Genomic DNA, 18526 nt, shown 5'->3' on the forward strand with positions numbered 1-18526 from the left:
CCTTTTCCAAAACAGGCGTAGACCGGTAGATTTTTTCTACTGATAGGTTGGAAATTTCAGCCAAAGACTTGGCTGAAGGAATAATATCGGTTAAAGCCTTGTCAAAAGCACCGGACAACATGTCTTCTTCATGATCTTTAAAGGCTTGAACACACTCATCGATCAGCTGTCCTATGGCCAAAGCCCGAAGAATAGCCAATTTTTGCGCATTGCTACCATATTTTTCTAATTTATCTGGTTGAAATTTATCGCCTAAAATCTGGCCCAATAGCGAAATACTTTGATCTATACCTACCAACCCCAGAGTAGACCCATCCTCCAAATCAATGATGCTGTAACAAATATCATCTGCAGCCTCCACCAAAAAAGCCAAGGGATGCCTTAACCAACTGTCAGAATTAACTTTTGCCAATCCCAAAACAGAAGCCAATTGTTCAAAATCTTTCTGTTGGTCATTGAAGAAACCAAATTTTTTCTGACTTCTCCTTGTAAGGTCTCTTTCAAAAATGAGGGAGGGACGTGGATATTTGGTGAATGCCGCTAAAGTTGCATAAGATAACAAAAGCCCACTTGTTTTGGAAACCAGCATCCTAAAGCCTTGCGCATTACCTTCAAAGTTGCAAAGATCTGACCATTCCTGTGCACTTACATGAGGTTGCCAGATATAACCATAAGGATGGTAATTGAAAAAATCAGAAATGGCTACTTCTCCTGCATGCCCAAAGGGCGGATTACCAATATCATGGGTTAACGCCGCAGCTGCCACAATTGCACCCACATCAGTTGCACTTACATTGGTAGCTTTAAGCTCAGGGTATTTGTCGATCAAATACTCACCTACAGACTTGCCTAGGGACCTTCCAACACTGGACACTTCTAGGCTATGGGTCAGCCGGGTATGGACAAAGTGATGTTCAGGTAAAGGGAAAACCTGTGTTTTATCCTGTAAATTCCTAAATGGAGCTGAAAATATAATCCTGTCGTAATCTCTTTCGAAGCTTGTCCTTATCGTTTCCAGATTTTCTTTTTGAGAAATCATCGGATCAAACCTCCCCGAAGTCAATAACTTTTTCCAATGCATCATGGCCAAAAATACTAAAGCTACAAGTTTATTCTCCTATCATTGGTAAAAAAAGAAGACTTAGCCAATTTTGGCATTAAGCTTGCCATTGTTTTGGCTAAACCAACATGATTAACTATGAAATATTTTATCAATTACCTGGCCCTAGCATCCTTCGTGCTGATTTTATTTTCTTCCTGTGACATAGATAGCAAAGAAGAGGGAATTAGCGATGGTCATGCACGGTTAAATGTCTTTTTAATTGATGCCCCGGCTGCTTACGATGAAGTATGGGTTGAAGTACTGGAAGTACAGATTTTGATGAAAGGAAATGAGGAATCCAATGAAAGTGCATGGATTAACCTTCCTTACGAGAAAAATGACCAAAAAATCAACTTACTTGCTTTAACCGGTGGTAATTCTGAGCATTTGGGCGAGGTAGAAATTCCTGCCGGAACCATCTCACAGATCAGGTTGCTTCTTGGAGATGACAATTACATTATCCAAAACGGTCAAAGAATAAACCTGAAGACACCCAGCGCTCAACAAAGTGGTCTTAAACTTAAGGTAGATAAGCCCTTATCTGCAGGTGTTTCTTACGACTTGATCATAGATTTTGATGCTTCCAGGTCTATTTTCAGGGCCGGAAATTCAGGATTGTATATATTAAAGCCTGTACTGAGGGTAGTGGCAGAAGAGCTGGCAACTGTAGAAGGAACAGTGCTTCCGCTTGTAGCGGGTCCTGTGAGGGTTTCCGCCATATTGGATCAAGATACTGTTGGCACTTTCACCGATGAAAATGGCCTATTTATCTTGCGTGGATTAAGAGGTGGTAATTATAATTTCTGGTTTGTTCCAAACAGTGAAGATTTTGAAGAATTCTTACTGGAAGGTAAAATGTTGCCAGTGGGTCAGACCACCAAACTTGAACCAATTACTTTAGATGAAGCTGCTGAAGAAGAACCCGAAGAAGAGGATGAGAATGAAGGTTAAAAACTAAACAAAAACCCGGCTTTTGGCCGGGTTTTTTAATTCTTTTGATAAATTATACCAATACCCTTACATTTGGGTGTGAAAAAAATCAATCAATTTCTGCTGATCTTTTTAATGTGTTTTTTATCCTGCTCGGATGATGGAGAAAGAAGCAATAGCTTGGTCAATGTCTTTATCATCGGTGCTCCAGGAGAATTCAATGATATTTTCCTTGAAATTTTGGGGGTTGAAATAAAAACCTTGGGAAGCAGAGGCACAGACAATACAGAATCGGTTTTTTTCCCTAATACGCTGGTTGATAAAAGGGTCAATGTCGCCACACTCACAGCCAATGCTCAATTTTTGGTAGGAAGAGGTGAATTGGCAACCAACCCCATCACTGAAATTAAATTAATGCTTGGTGGTGATAATTTTGTTACTGTAGGCAATAATAGAATACCCATACAGATTAACAACGAATCCGCTGCTAACCCTACCTTTCAGGTGAATTTTTCCTTAGTTGGTGGAATTTCCCATGATATTTTCCTGGACTTCGACCCATTTCGTTCGTTTATCATCACACCTGGACTTGAACCTCGTGTTGAGCTAAATCCCTTCATTCGGCCCTTCATGTCACTCGAAAAAGGCAGGGCCAGTGGTACGATCAGCCCGCCCAATCAAAGAGTTGGTATTTTTACTTTTGACGAAAATGGCCAATGGGTTTCCAGTACAGGCTCACAAGCTCCTTCAGGAAATTTTGCTGTAAGAGGATTACAGGAAAACAAATGGCACAGGATACTGATTTTACCCTTCAATGAAAGCTATCTGCCTGACACATTGGACAGTGTCAAGGTGAATATCAGAGAAATCACCCAATTGGGAACCATCAACTTGAGACTCATTGAAGAATAATGGATAAGCAGGAAAAATTCATGCTTCGTGCCATTGAGCTGGCTGAAAAGGGAAGAGGAAGTGTAAGCCCTAATCCAATGGTCGGCTGTGTGATAGTTCATGAGGAGCAAATCATCGGAGAAGGTTATCATGAAGTCTATGGCGGGCCTCATGCTGAACCCAATGCTATCAATTCGGTAATTCACCCAGCACTTTTGCGTCAAGCTACTGCCTTTGTAAGCCTTGAACCCTGTGCCCACTGGGGAAAGACTCCCCCTTGTGCCAATCTATTGGTAGAGAAAGGCCTGAAAAAGGTGGTCATAGGAGCAGTAGACAGTAATCCATTAGTGGGTGGCAAGGGCATTCAAATCCTAAAGCATGCAGGGATTGAAGTGGAGACAGGTCTACTTGAAAAAAAAGTACGGGACCAAAATATCCGTTTTTTCACCTATATGGAGAAAAAACGCCCCTATATCATCCTCAAATGGGCACAAACAAAGGATGGCTTTATAGCCCGCGAAAATTACGATTCCAAATGGATAAGCAATCCCTACAGTAGACAACTGGTGCACAAATGGAGATCAGAGGAGGACGCGATAATGGTAGGAACACTGACTGCACAATATGATAACCCTAAACTCAATGTGAGGGAGTGGTATGGCAAAAACCCTGTAAGGGTTGTCATCGATAGAAATTTAAAGTTAAATCCTGGATTATTTCTTTTTGACAAAAGCCAAACCACACTTTGTTACAATCAGATACATTCCCTAGTCGAACAAAATTTGGAAAAAGTAAAACTGAGCGAAGACTTTGAACTGGAGGAAATATTTGAAGACCTTTATCATCGGCAAATTCAGAGCATCATTGTAGAAGGAGGCGCCCAGATATTGAATAAATTGATTGAAATGGAACTTTGGGATGAAGCACGGGTTTTTACAGGAAATCAAAACTTTATAAAGGGTATCCCAGCTCCCATATTAAAAGGATCCCTAATTTCAGAATCAAATGTAATGGGAGACAAAATCTCCATTTGGAAACCTTATCATTGATATTACATGGCAGAATCCATTTATCTACCCGAAAATGCTTCAAAAGCAGAAAAATATGAAGCCATTTTACCTCAAATAGAGGCCTTAATCAGTTCAGAAACAGATCTTTACGCCAACTTGGCCAATGTCTCAGCAGTATTAAAAGAAGCCTTTGGTTTTTTTTGGGTAGGCTTTTACCTGGTTAAAGAGGAAAATTTGGTCTTAGGTCCTTTTCAGGGCCCTTTGGCTTGTACGAGGATTGCTTTTGGCAAGGGTGTTTGCGGAACAGCTTGGAAAGAGGCTAAAACCCAACTAGTTCCTGATGTGGATTTCTTTCCAGGTCATATAGCTTGCAGTTCTGCGTCAAAATCTGAAATTGTAATTCCTGGAATTGCAGATGGAAAGGTCTGGTGTGTTCTTGATGTAGACAGTGATCAATTGGATGATTTCGACACTACGGATCAAATTCATCTGGAAAATTTGATGCAATTATTGAGTAAAGTGAATTTCAAAGTGTATTAAGATCACTTTTCTTTCTGGATGGTTCTAAGGTAAAGGTCCTCCACTTTCTTTCTGGCCCAGTCGGTTTTTCTTAAAAATTTAAGGCTTGAATTGATGGATGGATCGAATTGAAAACACCGGATGGGGATGCGTTTTCCTAATTCTTCCCATCCATAATAATCGGCTAAATATTCCAAAATATCTACCAAACGGACGCCATGTAAGGGGTTATTGGGCTGACTCATCTGTTTTAAATATATGCTAAGGCTACTTTACTTCCCATTTTTCTATATGAGTAGGCTCAAATGCAGTCATTTTATCCAGTAACTCTGATGGATTATCACTAACAATCAACAAGTCTAACTGTGCTTGGTGAAGGAACCCCTCCTTGACGGCATGCTGTAAAAACTGCAGCAGGCCATCATAGTAGCCATTCACGTTAAAAAGTGCCAAAGGCTTCCGGATATAAGCCAATTGGTTCAATGTCATGATTTCAAAAAGTTCCTCAAATGTGCCTATTCCTCCCGGCATGGCGATAAAGCCATCTCCCTTTTCAGCCATCAACCATTTGCGGTCCCGCATGGTCTCTACTACCGTAAGCTCTGTACAACCTTCATGGGCTACTTCGATTTCAACCAATTTTTGGGGGATGATCCCATAGACTTTTTTACACGCTGTCAGCAAAGCATCTGCCAATACGCCCATCAGGCCTACATTTCCTGCACCATATACCAATGAAAGGTCCCTTTTTATCATTTCTTGAGCTAAAGCCAAAGCTCCTTGAGCAAAAACCGGATTTTTCCCTTTATTAGACCCGCAGTACACTGTAATCTTTTCCATGCTCAAATTTAACAAAGTATAAATAAAGAAAAAGCCTGGAAAAACCAGGCCTATATCAATTCATGATTTTTTATGGCTAAACTGCTTTTTGGTTTAAAGCATCGACCAGCTCACGTTTGAGCTTTCTTTCCCTCTCAAGCGTATTCTTTCTATGCTGGTCAAACTCTTCCTTTGTTTCATCCAAATCTTTTCTGGCCTTTGAAATCACTTTATAGCTTTGGGTATATTGATATAGGAAAAACAAAAATGCCCCAAGAAGCACTGCGACCAATGTCCACATCAGACTATTATAAAATGCTTTATGAATAGGGAAACCCAAAAAAGAAAAACTATCTCTTGCTTCCTCCGCTGCTGCCAACTGCTCTTGAAGTCCTGACATTTGTGTGTTCAAATCAGCAATATCAGTTTGACGGTCTTTCATGCCCTGTTTCAACGTTGCCAAATCTTCTTTGAAAACTTTCAAAGAGTCTGTAACATTTTGACGGATCTTATCAAGATGAGCCTTCTTTACTACTTTATATTCTTGATAATTGTTGGAAATGCTATTGAGGTAATCAAACTGACTTTCTATTGTACCACTATTGAGTGAACCAGTTTCTTCCTGAGCGAACAGGACTCCTGAAAAAGTTAAAAAAGTAAAAAGAGCGAGTATTAAGTTTTTTTTCATCGGATCTAGGTGATTTTGTACTTATTTTATTTAGAATAATTGATGACTTATTCCAAAGCCGACTAATCACAATAAATATGCCCAATTTGAATGATTTACACAAAAAATTATTTATAAAAAGATGATTTTTTTTATTCATTTTTAAGTTATTACACTATAAAATAGATGTATTTTATCATAATAAAAATTATTATTTACCTATATCAATATTTAATATTACTTTAATTATTTTGAAAAATATTTTGGCAGCTTATATTCTGACTTTTAAATAAATTTTATTGCCATTCAACCCAAAAGCACCATTTTATTTCACGAAAAATTGAAATTTAGGAAGTTATTGAACACTTTTTGTAAATTTCAAGTGAAAACAAAGCATTTTGAAATGGATAACAAATTGTTTTTAGACATAGGAGATTACTTCTTTACGGTTTTCCATTCTCTTTTAATCCTATTCAATCTATTTGCCTGGATCTGGAAGCCTTTGAGAAAATGGCATTTGTGGACTATTTCCCTGACTTTTTCATCTTGGATAATATTAGGAATTTGGTATGGCTGGGGATACTGCCCTCTTACAGATTGGCATTGGGAAATCCTAAGACAAAAAGGGGTATACAATTTACCTAATTCCTATATCAGCTATTTGCTTGCACGAATACTGAAGCTTGAACTTCCAGCTAAAACCGTAGATTTGCTGACCCTTGTCTTGGCTTTAGCAGCCCTTATCATTTCCATTTGGGTGAATTTTTTAAAAAAACCTAAATATAAAGGCAAGTAAAACCCAACCCTCAACAGAATTTTCTAATACAATCTCCCCTTTACACAGCATGTGATTTCATCAATTTATGAAATCACTACAACTCATTATAAAAACTTCAAAACAAAGCTAAAAAACAAACATCTAATTAGCGTTTTTTTATTTATAGACATTAAAAATTATTTTTAGTGTAATTTTTTATCATTTTTATTGAATTAATTTTAAAATAACAGATGTTTTATTAACTTTGAATCATCAACAAAGACAAAAGGTCTTCACATACTGTAGGATGTTGAAATTGGCAGACAAGCCCTCCTGTCTCGGGGGTGGGGATTCCGGAATAAAGCGAACATGGAGCTCGTGTTCTTGCCTAACTGCCCCGTGGAGGTTCGAATCCTTCTCCTACAGCTGGTTATTTTGGGTTTATTGTTAATTGACTAAAGCTGTGAGAGTGTTTTTCACAGCTTTTTTTATTTACAAATCATTCGGCTTTACCTTCGCTGCAATCAAAGCTGGTCTGTATGAGGCTAAAAATGTAATGGTTATCACAGCAAGACTGGTCCATAAAAAATCTGTCCATAACATTTTTACAGGATAATTTTCGATCACTGAGGAGGCAATCCCTAAAGAAACCAGTCCAAACCTGTCCTGTGCCCATACCAGCAAAAATCCCATGGTCAAACCGATCAGTGCTCCTGTAAAAGCAATTATTGCACCTTGCTTCATATAAATACCTTTGACAAGTCTATTTCTGGCACCTAAGGCAAAAAGCACAGCTGTATCCCTTTTTTTTTCAATGGCCATCATAGATAAGGAAAAGAAAATATTAAAAGAGGCCACTGCCAATATGAAGCTTAAAGTAATAAACACAAAAAGTTTTTCAATTTTAATGGTTCGTAATAATCCAGCATGCTGTTCATCCGTATCTTTCACCGTAAAACCATCCCCTAAATGTTCTCTCAATCTTTTTTTCACCTTTTGGATGGCATAACCCTCCTTCACTTTGATTTCAAGGGCTGTCCTTCTATCACCATAGTTGAGCAGATCAGCCACAAAAGATAATGGAGCAATGATATAATTATCATCAAACTCCTTATCTACACTGAAAAATGCAGAGGGCTTCAGAACCGCTGAATTATACATTTGGGAAGGGTCTATGGTACCCGCAGACCTGGGCGCTTTTGGATAAAAGACTTGGAGCATTTCAAATTCATTGTCCAAATCCATGGAAAGGAAAAAACCAACGCCTCTACCTACAATCGCCATTGGCCTTCCCGCTGTACCCAAGTCCAAATTGCCCCAAACATACCCTGCCCCAAACCGGTCATGATCCAGGTAATTATTGGAAACTCCTTTTAAACGGGCAAGGTGTTGAAAATCCCGGTACTTGAATAAAGCATTGTCTTCAATAACTTCAGTCACAATAGCAACACCCTCCACCTCATGTATAGACTGTACCCAAGCTTCATCGACATTAAATGATTTCCCAAGGGATGTCTCAACTTTCAGTTCGGCATCAAAAGAGGCGTACAGGGATCTCACCAAGTCTTCCAGACCATTAAAAACGGACAAAACTACTACCAAAGCCATGGTTCCAACGGCCACGCCAATCATGGAGATCCGGGATAAAACGGTAATGAAGTTCCGTTTTTTCTTACTCCGGAAGTATCGGGACGCTATAAAAAATGACAGGTTCAAGGCTTAATCGGATCAGTCTTCTTCCTCCTCATCATCTTCACCTGCCTCTGGAATATCCAAGTCAGAAATCACTTTGTCCATATGCTGAGCATAAGAGGCTGAATCATCCATGAATAGTGCCAATTCCGGGATAACCCTGACACTTTTACCAATCCTGTTGCCCAAATGTTTTCTTAATTCACTTTTCTTTTCATTGATTTTATCGAAAACTGGCTTATCCTTTTCAAGTAAAAAGCTCAAATAAACCTTTGCAAGACCCAAATCAGGACTTACCATAACACGGGAGACGGTTACAAAAGATGCCCCGACCAAGTGTTTGGCCTCTTTTTGGAAAATCTCCCCTACCTCTTTTTGAATCAATTTGCTGTATTTCTGCTGTCTTTTACTTTCCATAACTCATTTTAATTGATGCAAATTTAGTGAATTAAAAGCGTAACCTTTAATTTCGTGCATTCCGATTCTCACAACATAGCCCTTAATTTCTTACTTTGATCAGCTTTTTTAAAATCAATGACCCTTTACGCCTTTTTGCCATCATTGGCATCATGTTTCTTTTTAGTGGCATATATTGGGCTGTTCTTAATCCGCCTATAACCCAGCCGGAGTTAATATGGCTGTTAATCGGAGAAAAAATGGCAGAAGGAAAATTAATGTACCGCGATATTCTCGATGACACGGGCCCATTTTCTGCCACTGTTTATTGGCTACTGAACCTTATCTTTGGTAAAAGCCTGCTATCGCATAAAATCGTAGCGGGAGCCATCCTCTTCGTTCAAATGGCATACATCAATAAACTACTCAATCGGTATAAATCTTTTGAAGAGAGTAGCTACGTGCCAGCTTTTGTAACCGTCATCCTTGTCCATGCATCTTTTGATTTATTGAGTCTTTCTCCCGCTCTGATGGGAAGCACCTTTATATTGTTAGCCCTTGGACAGTTATTTTCTCAAACAGTACTCCAAAAAGAAGGCAGCGACTCAGTTTTATTAACAGGGATCTTTTCTGGTATTGCACTCTGTTTTCACTTTCCTATGATCTTTTTCCTTCCATACATGCTATTTATGGGTATTATAATCAGTGGATTTAGTTTAAAGCAACTTTTTCTTTCACTTGCAGGCTATGCCTTGCCATTTATGATATGCTCCACCTATTACTTTTGGCAAGACGCATTCACTGACTTCTTCTCCAAATACGTTCTGACCTCAAGAAACCTTGACCTCTATATTCATGTAAGACTTCGAGACATACTTATACTTTTCGCAGCCCCGATTCTTTTTTCCTTTTTAGGAATTTTTTTGGGAGCTGTCATCAAATCACTTACCGTTAACCAACAGAAACAACTTCAATTGATGGTGTTGTTTTTCATTTTTGCAACAGCCTCATTTTTCCTCACCAATAGAAGAGCCCCTTATCAGTTTGTAATCCTTCTACCACCATTTACCTATTTTGTTTCCATGCTCCTACTGGCCTTGCGTAAAAAAAATCTAGCCAATGCCATGAGCATCTCCTTTTTGATTTTGGTGCCATTCATTGGCTATTCTTGGCTCTTGGTAAAGACTGTTCAAAGTGATCTGAATAGCTATGGGGTTTTTGTGACCGAAAATCACGAAGTAGCAAAGGATATGAAAGTTTTGGTTTTGGATTATGATATCGCCTATTATCAAAAAGGAAAACAAACAAGTCCTTACCTTAATTATCAACTGACCAAGGATATTTTATCAAGTTCAGATCAGCCAAAAATTACTGCATTGGCATCAAAAAATATACTTTCTGATTTGCCGGAGTTGGTTGTGGACGGAGAGGGACTATTTGAAACATTCTTGGAAAAAGTCCCCTTGATCAAGGCAAAATACAAAAAGGAAGGCCGCTATTTTCACCTCATTAAAGAATAAGAAATACTGCCCAATACCCATGGACAGCATTTTCTTATTTTTTCAGTATTGGATCAGCCACAGGAAATCTTATTAACCCTGTTTTGATGCCTGCCACCTTCGAAATCAGTTTTCAGAAACGTAAAAACCATCTTTTCAGCCATTTCAAAAGGCACAAAACGGGCAGGAATAGCGAGCACATTGGCATCATTGTGCTGTCTGGCCAATGCTGCGAGATCTTCATTCCAACACAAAGCAGCCCTGATACCCTGATGCTTATTAGCAGTAATGGCTACCCCGTTTCCACTGCCACAAATAACAATACCCTGATCAAATTCTCCCTCTTCAATGGCTGAACTTAAAGGATGTACATAATCCGGATAGTCTACAGAGGCCTCTGAAAAAGGGCCAAAATCTTTAACTTCATAGCCAAGCTGCTCTAACTTGGCAACCACTTGCTTTTTATATTCGAAACCTGCATGGTCTCCTCCTATGGCGATTTTCTTGGACATGGTATGAATTTTAATAATTTTCCTCCAACTCTTGTTTTGCTCTTTTCCTTTCTAACCTTTTGGCAATTTGAATGCCAGCTTCATACAATACCAAAATCGGCATGGCAATCAAAATTTGACTGATCACATCGGGAGGCGTAATTACTGCAGCAAGTATCAAAATTACCACAATAGCATGTCTTCGGTATGCCCTCAACATGGCAGCAGTTACCAGGCCGGACATGGAAAGAAAGTAAATCACCACAGGCAATTGGAACATAATGGCTGAGGCCAAAACCAACATGGTCAGCGTAGTCACGTAAGAAGTGATGTCAAACTCATTTAGAATACTTGGATCCAATTGGTAATTGGACAAGAAATTGATCGACAAGGGCGCCAATATGAAGTATCCAAAAGCCGCACCGGCAAAAAACAGGAGGCTAACAAAGAATACAGCTCCTCTTGCCGCCTGACGCTCTTTGGAATACAGGCCCGGACTGATGAATCTCCAAACTTCCCAAAAAAGATATGGGAAAGAAGCTATCAGACCTACAACTACAGATGAGGTCAAGTGCATGGAGAACTGTCCTGTCATCTGCCTACTCTGAATGGTAAAAGGCAAATTATCAATACACAGTACCGGTGTTGAAAGTGCATCTGCGATCCTGCAAAGCATTTGATAAGTGAAAAAATCAATCCTGGAAGGTCCTAAAATCACTTTTCCAAACACTATGCTTTTTGCAAGAAATGCAGCAACGGTAAATATTAAAATGGCAGCAACGGAGCGTAACAGATGCCAACGCAACTGCTCCAAATGGTCCAAAAAGGACATGCCTTCATCTTCCTCTTCTTCTCTATACTGATCTAAGGCCACGCTTTAGGTAAATTATTAGTACAACGGAAACTGAACCATCCAATCATTTACTTCATTTTTCACCTGCTTTAAAACAGATTCATCGTCATGGTTGTGCAGCGCTTTATCAATCAAAGCAACAATCCGCTTCATATCTTCTTCTTTCAAGCCCCGAGTAGTCACCGCTGCCGTACCAACCCGCATTCCTGAAGTAACAAATGGAGAGCGGGTATCGAAGGGTACCATGTTTTTATTGATGGTAATATCAACTTTTCCCAAGGTTTCTTCTGCTAATTTTCCTGTGAGATCTTTGTTTCTCAAGTCAATCAACATCAGGTGATTATCTGTTCCTCCTGAAATAATCTGATATCCCAGGCGTACAAATTCCTCTGCCATCACTGCAGCGTTCTTTTTAACCTGAATCACATATTCCATGTATTCATCAGATAGGGCTTCTTGAAAAGCCACTGCCTTTGCTGCAATAATATGCTCCAAAGGCCCACCTTGAGTTCCTGGAAAAACGCCGGAATCCAAAAGAGAGGACATTTTTCTTAACTCACCCTTTGGTGTTTTCAGTCCAAATGGGTTGTCAAAATCTTCGCGCATCAAAATCAAACCTCCTCTTGGCCCTCTCAACGTCTTGTGGGTAGTAGTAGTCACAATATGGCAATATTCCAAAGGGTCATTCAAAAGCCCTCGGGCAATCAACCCGGAAGGATGGGATATGTCCGCCAACAAAATAGCGCCGACCTGATCTGCGATATCCCTTAACCTTTCATAATCCCAATCACGGCTGTAGGCCGAAGCACCACAAATCAATAATTTTGGTTTTACAGCTAAAGCCTTGGCTTCAACTTTATCATAATCTATCAAACCCGTCTCTTCCTCTACACCATAAAAATGGGGCTGGTAAAGTTTCCCGGAGAAATTCACCGGAGAACCATGGGTCAAATGTCCTCCATGCGCCAAATCAAAACCTAAAATGGCATCACCAGCATTCAAACAAGCAAGAAAAACTGCAGCATTGGCTTGGGCTCCTGAATGGGGCTGTACATTGGCCCAGCTTGCGCCAAATAACTCCTTAGCCCTATCTATGGCCAATTGTTCAATTTGATCTACAATCTCACAGCCTCCATAATACCTTTTATTGGGTAGGCCTTCTGCATATTTATTGGTCAATACAGAACCTGCGGCCTCCATTACTTGCTTGGATGCAAAGTTCTCAGAAGCAATCAATTCTATACCTGTCTTTTGTCTATTTTCTTCTTGGGAAATTAGGTCAAAAATGACTTGATCTCTTTTCATGAGGGGAAATTAAATGATGTGCCCAAAAATAGTTTGATTCAATGGATTATCCAATTGAATAGCCGATGGAAATCATCCTTTTTACAATTAATCCAAGCGCGGTAAACTCAACTTATATTTTACCGCGATCAAACGGATGGATATCACGATCGAAATAGATATCAGGAGGTTGTAGTCTCTGTCAAGTCCCAAATAATTCAGAACCAGGTAAAGTATCGCTCCGGTCAGACAAGCAGAAGCGTAAATTTCTTTTCGAAAAAGGATGGGAATTTCATTGACCAAGGTGTCGCGGATGACACCGCCCATCACTGCGGTAAACATACCCATGATGGCTGCAATTTCGGGCCTAAAACCCAAGCTTAGTGCCTTTTCAACTCCCAAAACAGTGAAAAAACCTATACCGATGGTATCAAAAAGAAACATGGTTTTTCTCAACTTCAGCAAAAACTTTGGAAAAACAAAAGCTGCCAATACCCCTAGCAAAATGGCATATAAAAAATGAACGTCCCCTATCCAAACCAAAGGATAGGCTCCCAAAAGCACATCCCGCAATGTCCCCCCTCCAATGGCCGTGATAAATCCTGTAAATCCGGCACCAAATAGATCATGCTCCTTATCCCTGACGGCCAAGGCCCCTGAAATGGCAAAGACAAATGTACCGATTAATTCAAGTGGATATTGTAAATCCATAGTTGACAGAAATAAGAAGGGTCTCCAGCCCCTCCTTATAAGCTTTTTATTGAAAACTTTCTTTCAAATACTTGGCAGTATAATTCCCCTCTTGCTCCATCAGTTCCTCAGGCGTTCCCTGGAAAGTAACATACCCCCCTTTCTCTCCACCCTCAGGCCCTAAATCAATTACCCAATCCGCCGCCTTGATCACTTCTGTATTGTGCTCAATGATGATCACAGAATGTCCTTGATCTATCAATGCATTGATGGAGTGCAACAACTTTCGTATATCATGAAAATGAAGACCTGTGGTCGGTTCATCAAAGATAAACAGGATATGGTCACCTACTTTGGTACCGCCTTTGCCCAAAAAAGAAGCCAATTTTACCCGCTGCGCTTCACCACCGGACAAAGTATTAGAAGACTGCCCCATTCCTACATAGCCCAACCCAACTTCCTGTAGGGGTTGTAGCTTATTGATGATCTGGGTCTTGCCTTTGAAAAAGTCCATGGCCTCATCAATGGTCATGGCCAAAATATCGGAGATATCTTTTTCCTTGTATTTAACATCCAATATTTCATTTTTGAAGCGCTTCCCTTTACAAGACTCACAAGTGAGGTGAATATCAGCCATAAACTGCATTTCCACGGTCACAGTACCTTCCCCCTGACAAGCTTCGCAGCGCCCCCCATCTACATTAAAACTGAAAAATGCTGGCTTATACCCCCGCTGCTTGGCCAAGGACTGATCCGAATAAAGCGTACGGATGGCATCATATGCCTTCACATAGGTTACCGGATTGGAGCGGGAAGATTTTCCTATCGGATTTTGATCCACAAATTCCACTTGAGTGATTTTTTTGTAATCACCTTCCAACTTATCGAATTTTCCTGTTTCATCCAGGACCGTTCCCATGATCTTTCCCAAAGCAGGATACAAGACCTTTTTGATCAAAGTAGATTTACCCGAACCACTGACACCTGTCACCACTGTTAAGGTATGTAGCGGAAATTGAACACTTAAATTCTTCAGGTTATTTTCCCTTGCCCCCTTGACAAACAGGCTATTTTTCCATTTTCTGTTGGCTGTTTTTTCCTGGATTTTTTCCTCCCCTTTTAGGTAGCGCGCCGTATGAGACTTCCCACTGACAATGAGTTCATTAAGATCGCCCTGGAAGACCAATTCACCTCCCAAAACACCCGCATCAGGTCCAATATCAATGATCTGATCCGCAGCTTTCATGATTTTTTCCTCATGCTCTACAACTATGACCGTATTGCCCAAGTCCCTTAAAGACTTCAGAACCTCTATCAATCGATCACTGTCCCTTGGATGCAGCCCTATACTGGGCTCATCCAAAATATACATGGAACCCACTAAAGCCGAACCTAAGGAAGTGGCCAATTTGATACGCTGGTATTCCCCCCCTGACAAACTAGAGGTCAACCTATTGAGGGTTAAATATCCCAAGCCTACCTTATCGATATATTCCAGGCGATTTAGGATTTCCTTTAGTAAACGGTTAGCTACCTTTTTTTCTGACTCGCTAAGCTCCAGCTGTTGAAAATAGCCCAAAGCCTTATCAATGGGCATCAGTACAATATCCGTGATGGACTTCCCTCCAATCTTCACATAAGAAGCATCTTTTCTTAGACGGGTACCCTTACAATCAGGACAAGTGGTCCTTCCCCTAAATCTGGACAACATCACCCGGTATTGTATTTTGTGAGTCTTGGACTGCAAATCAGCAAAAAAATCATTCAGACCTCTGAAATAGGAATTGCCCGCCCATATTAACGCTTTTTCGGATTCTGTCAAGTCCTCATAGGCCCTGTGGATGGGAAAGTCAAAATAAATCCCTTTTTTCACTAAGGGCTCCAACCACTTCCCTGTTGTCTCTCCTCTCCAAGGAGCGATAGCGCCTTCATATACAGAAAGGCTTTTATCTGGAATGACCAGGTCCGGATCAATACCCAAAACGGAACCAAAACCCTCACAGGTTTTACAGGCTCCATAAGGATTGTTAAAAGAGAAAAAATTCACAGTAGGCAATTCAAAATTCATCCCGTCCAGTTCAAACCTGTCCGAAAAAGTCCTTTTATCTTTCCCCGGAACCAAAACCGTACATTCCCCATGCCCCTCAAAAAATGCTGTTTGAACAGAATCTGCTATCCTAAACTGGTTATCCTCATCCTCATGTCTGATGGAGACCCTATCAATCAGAATTTCATAATCACCGTTGGGTACCTCAGCAGCACCGATCAGATCCTCCACAAAGTAAGCATCTCCATTGATCAGAATTCGGGTGAAGCCTTTTTGCAACAACAATTCCAGTTCCTGATGCATGGTCCTCCCCTTCATGAGATGTAAAGGGCAGGAAATCATCACCTTTTCTCCTTCTTCGAAGCCATGAATGAAATCCACCACATCCGTCACAGTATGGTGCTTGACTTCATCCCCGCTGACAGGAGATATGGTCTTACCTATTCGGCTGAAAAGTAATTTCAGGTAATCATAAACCTCCGTCGTTGTACCGACGGTAGACCTTGGATTCTTAGTAGTTACCTTTTGCTGAATCGCAATCGCGGGGGATACACCTTTGATGTACTCCACATCGGGCTTCTCCATCCTGCCCAAAAACTGCCTGGCATAGGAACTCAGGCTTTCAACATACATCCTTTGACCTTCAGCAAAAAGCGTATCAAATGCCAGAGAAGATTTGCCGGAACCGGAAAGGCCGGTAATGACCACCAACTTATTTCTGGGAATCGCTACACTCAGACTTTTCAGGTTGTTTACCCTGGCGTTTTTGATAATGATATATTCCTTGGGGTCAAGGAGGTCTACAGAAGGGGAAATCATTTCTTGGCTCAAACTCATAAACAGCAAAGTTACCAATTCAACCCTTCAAATGGTAATTTGTTGGAAACATTAGCGCTGAACAAGCCACAAAATATAGGCATAGACAAAATACCTGACGATTCTTAGCAAACTGTATTTGATATAGGTACTTCTATCCAAGCCCCCTGCACCAGACAAAAGCGCAATCGCAGAAAAAGGCAATGGGCTGACAGAGGCTACAATGACCAAAAACCCCCCGTATTTGGTAAAAAGATTGACATACTTCCTCACGAATTTATTTCTGGATTTCAGAAAACCACTGTTGTGCTGTATGAGACGCCCTACATTAAAATTCAAATATCCTGCTGCATAGGAGATAATGGAAAGAATACCTATACTGAAAAAATAAGGGCCAATCATCCCCGTTTCAAAGGACCAAAGCATAAAGATTTCTGGCGGAATGATCCCAAACAAGATCTCAGAGCCCACAAATACCAGCATGACCAAGTAGGGGTTGTTGTAGATGGATCCAAACCATTCCAACCGCTCATCTTCGGACAAGGCATTCCTGATCAAGAAAAAAAGGCCCACCAAAATCCCCAAATACAAAAACCCCCTGAGAATGCTCCGGATCAAAAACCTGCCTTTTTCTCCAATGAATGGCTTTTTATGTATAGAATTGCCCAATTGTTATCAAGTCTTTTGTCCAGATGTAAAAATAAATGCTGATCTTAGAATCTAAACCTTAATTCAGTAATTTATTCTTATAAATGATGGAAGAACATACCGGACTTTTCAAATTTTTTGATGGCATTCATCCAATTTCTGCCAAAGCCATAGAAGCCTTAAGAAAGATATGCTTTGAGTTAGCCATGCCAAAAGGAAAGGATTTGCAGTCCATTGGACATACCTGTAGAACCATATACTACGTGGAAAAGGGTCTTGCCCGAACCTACTATTACAAAGATGGAAATGACATTACGGAATTATTTGCCTTTGAAAATTCTCTTATTGCCAGGGCGGAAAGTCTTTTTACCGGAAATCCAAGTAAAAAAGGCATCCAACTTCTTGAAGATAGTATCCTGATTGGAATTCCATCTCCTGATTTATTTAACTTATATGACCAACACCACGATATTGAACGGCTTTTCAGGAGAATTTTTGAGGCAGCCTATGTAGAAACAGTCAATAGAATAGAAAGCCTACAATTTCATACAGCGGAAGAACGCTACAAGGATTTATTGAGCACCTCCCCAAATCTTTTGCAGCGGGTACCGCTCAAACATATTGCTTCCTACTTAGGAATTACCCAGGTAAGCCTCAGCAGAATCCGCGCACAAATTTGATTTTTTAACAAATGATAAAGGAAAAGTAGCAAATGGACAGGATCTTTGTAAAAACAAATTAAAATGATGCAAAAATTCCACTTAATTGCTACTGAAACCCTTGATGTCTGGATAAAAGCGGGGAAAAATATTTTCGAGGAAGATGCAACGGGTTATGACAGCTGGTTTGACAAACATCCGATTCTTTTTGAAAATGAGTTGCAAGCCATACGAATGTTGTTGCCTAATGAAGTTAAGGGCTTGGAAATCGGTGTGGGCACTGGCAGGTTTGCCCTTGCCCTTGGTGTCAAGGAAGGACTCGAACCTGCCAAAGGCATGGCCAAAATTGCAGCACAAAGGGGAATACAAGTAAAAGAGGGCATAGCCGAAGCTTTGCCTTATGAAGGTGAAAGTTTTGATTTTTTGCTGATGGTAACTACCCTTTGTTTTTTGGATGACATCCCCAAGGCTTTTGTGGAAGCCCATCGGGTTTTGAGAAAAAATGGCCATTTGGTCATCGGTTTGATCGATAAAAACAGTCCACTGGGGCGACAGTATGAGCAAGAAAAGGCAAATAATCCCTGGTATAAAAATGCCCATTTTCACAGTACAGAGGAAATCAGTGAACTTCTATCAACAGCAGGTTTTTCAGGTTTCAAATACTGCCAAACCTTATTCTCTACTGAGGAAATCCCTGAAAAACCCATTTCGGGTTTTGGTAAGGGGAGCTTTGTTGTCATCCAAGCAAAAAAATAA

Annotated in this window: 20 protein-coding genes; 8 read left to right on the forward strand and 12 right to left on the reverse strand. The window is 40.3% G+C overall.

Annotation, left to right across the window (positions count from 1 at the left end; all coding sequences use genetic code 11):
- On the reverse strand, positions 1-1084 hold a 1084-nt coding region (gene dgt, locus B879_RS11185; protein ID WP_040400540.1), incomplete at its 3' end, for a dGTP triphosphohydrolase.
- Between the two features lie 114 nt (positions 1085-1198).
- Here dgt and B879_RS11190 point away from each other — a divergent pair.
- From B879_RS11190 to B879_RS11205, 4 genes are all read left to right on the forward strand, one after another.
- Positions 1199-2053, forward strand: coding sequence for a DUF4382 domain-containing protein (locus B879_RS11190; protein WP_009185293.1), 855 nt, complete (start codon positions 1199-1201; stop codon positions 2051-2053).
- 78 nt (positions 2054-2131) lie between these two features.
- Positions 2132-2944: a DUF4382 domain-containing protein gene (locus B879_RS11195; protein WP_202949621.1), complete on the forward strand. Its 813-nt coding sequence runs from the start codon at positions 2132-2134 to the stop codon at positions 2942-2944.
- Positions 2944-3972 (forward strand): bifunctional diaminohydroxyphosphoribosylaminopyrimidine deaminase/5-amino-6-(5-phosphoribosylamino)uracil reductase RibD, encoded by a 1029-nt coding sequence (gene ribD, locus B879_RS11200; RefSeq protein WP_009185295.1) that lies wholly within the window; start codon positions 2944-2946, stop codon positions 3970-3972. Before B879_RS11195 ends, ribD begins: the two co-directional genes overlap by 1 nt.
- Before the next feature lie 6 nt (positions 3973-3978).
- Complete coding sequence (locus B879_RS11205; protein WP_009185296.1) at positions 3979-4473, forward strand: GAF domain-containing protein; 495 nt, start codon at positions 3979-3981, stop codon at positions 4471-4473.
- A gap of 2 nt (positions 4474-4475) precedes the next feature.
- Here the strand turns inward: B879_RS11205 and B879_RS11210 are convergent, their stop codons facing one another.
- The 3 genes from B879_RS11210 to B879_RS11220 form a co-directional block, all read right to left on the reverse strand.
- Positions 4476-4697 (reverse strand): VF530 family protein, encoded by a 222-nt coding sequence (locus tag B879_RS11210; RefSeq protein WP_009185297.1) that lies wholly within the window; start codon positions 4695-4697, stop codon positions 4476-4478.
- Positions 4698-4719: 22 nt separating this feature from the next.
- Positions 4720-5292: an LOG family protein gene (locus B879_RS11215; protein WP_009185298.1), complete on the reverse strand. Its 573-nt coding sequence runs from the start codon at positions 5290-5292 to the stop codon at positions 4720-4722.
- Between the two features lie 76 nt (positions 5293-5368).
- On the reverse strand, positions 5369-5959 hold the full coding sequence (locus B879_RS11220; RefSeq protein WP_009185299.1) for an LXG domain-containing protein: 591 nt from the start codon (positions 5957-5959) through the stop codon (positions 5369-5371).
- Between the two features lie 382 nt (positions 5960-6341).
- On the opposite strand from B879_RS11220, the gene B879_RS11225 reads away from it, so the two are divergent.
- Positions 6342-6734 (forward strand): DUF2784 domain-containing protein, encoded by a 393-nt coding sequence (locus tag B879_RS11225; protein WP_040400549.1) that lies wholly within the window; start codon positions 6342-6344, stop codon positions 6732-6734.
- A 453-nt stretch (positions 6735-7187) separates the two neighbouring features.
- Here the strand turns inward: B879_RS11225 and B879_RS11230 are convergent, their stop codons facing one another.
- Together B879_RS11230 and rbfA are read right to left on the reverse strand one after the other, a co-directional pair.
- Positions 7188-8411, reverse strand: a complete 1224-nt coding sequence (locus B879_RS11230; protein WP_040400542.1) for an ABC transporter permease — start codon at positions 8409-8411, stop codon at positions 7188-7190.
- Positions 8412-8423: 12 nt separating this feature from the next.
- Positions 8424-8804, reverse strand: a complete 381-nt coding sequence (rbfA, locus tag B879_RS11235; protein WP_009185302.1) for a 30S ribosome-binding factor RbfA — start codon at positions 8802-8804, stop codon at positions 8424-8426.
- 239 nt (positions 8805-9043) lie between these two features.
- On the opposite strand from rbfA, the gene B879_RS11240 reads away from it, so the two are divergent.
- Positions 9044-10303: a hypothetical protein gene (locus B879_RS11240; protein WP_009185303.1), complete on the forward strand. Its 1260-nt coding sequence runs from the start codon at positions 9044-9046 to the stop codon at positions 10301-10303.
- Between the two features lie 53 nt (positions 10304-10356).
- Here the strand turns inward: B879_RS11240 and rpiB are convergent, their stop codons facing one another.
- The 6 genes from rpiB to B879_RS11270 form a co-directional block, all read right to left on the reverse strand.
- Positions 10357-10794: a ribose 5-phosphate isomerase B gene (gene rpiB / locus B879_RS11245; protein ID WP_009185304.1), complete on the reverse strand. Its 438-nt coding sequence runs from the start codon at positions 10792-10794 to the stop codon at positions 10357-10359.
- A gap of 10 nt (positions 10795-10804) precedes the next feature.
- The gene (tatC, locus tag B879_RS11250; protein ID WP_009185305.1) at positions 10805-11647 is read right to left on the reverse strand and encodes a twin-arginine translocase subunit TatC; all 843 of its coding nucleotides are present in this window, start codon (positions 11645-11647) and stop codon (positions 10805-10807) included.
- Between the two features lie 15 nt (positions 11648-11662).
- On the reverse strand, positions 11663-12931 hold the full coding sequence (gene glyA, locus B879_RS11255) for a serine hydroxymethyltransferase (protein ID WP_009185306.1): 1269 nt from the start codon (positions 12929-12931) through the stop codon (positions 11663-11665).
- A gap of 87 nt (positions 12932-13018) precedes the next feature.
- Positions 13019-13621, reverse strand: coding sequence for a trimeric intracellular cation channel family protein (locus tag B879_RS11260; protein ID WP_009185307.1), 603 nt, complete (start codon positions 13619-13621; stop codon positions 13019-13021).
- Between the two features lie 46 nt (positions 13622-13667).
- Positions 13668-16484 (reverse strand): excinuclease ABC subunit UvrA, encoded by a 2817-nt coding sequence (gene uvrA, locus B879_RS11265; RefSeq protein WP_009185308.1) that lies wholly within the window; start codon positions 16482-16484, stop codon positions 13668-13670.
- Positions 16485-16535: 51 nt separating this feature from the next.
- Positions 16536-17132, reverse strand: a complete 597-nt coding sequence (locus B879_RS11270) for a VTT domain-containing protein (RefSeq protein WP_009185309.1) — start codon at positions 17130-17132, stop codon at positions 16536-16538.
- An 83-nt stretch (positions 17133-17215) separates the two neighbouring features.
- Between B879_RS11270 and B879_RS11275 the strand changes: the two genes are divergently transcribed.
- Together B879_RS11275 and B879_RS11280 are read left to right on the forward strand one after the other, a co-directional pair.
- Complete coding sequence (locus B879_RS11275) at positions 17216-17791, forward strand: Crp/Fnr family transcriptional regulator (RefSeq protein ID WP_157231596.1); 576 nt, start codon at positions 17216-17218, stop codon at positions 17789-17791.
- 63 nt (positions 17792-17854) lie between these two features.
- Positions 17855-18526: a class I SAM-dependent methyltransferase gene (locus B879_RS11280; protein ID WP_238542123.1), complete on the forward strand. Its 672-nt coding sequence runs from the start codon at positions 17855-17857 to the stop codon at positions 18524-18526.

It is taken from the genome of Cecembia lonarensis LW9, assembly GCF_000298295.1.
GTDB lineage: Bacteria > Bacteroidota > Bacteroidia > Cytophagales > Cyclobacteriaceae > Cecembia > Cecembia lonarensis.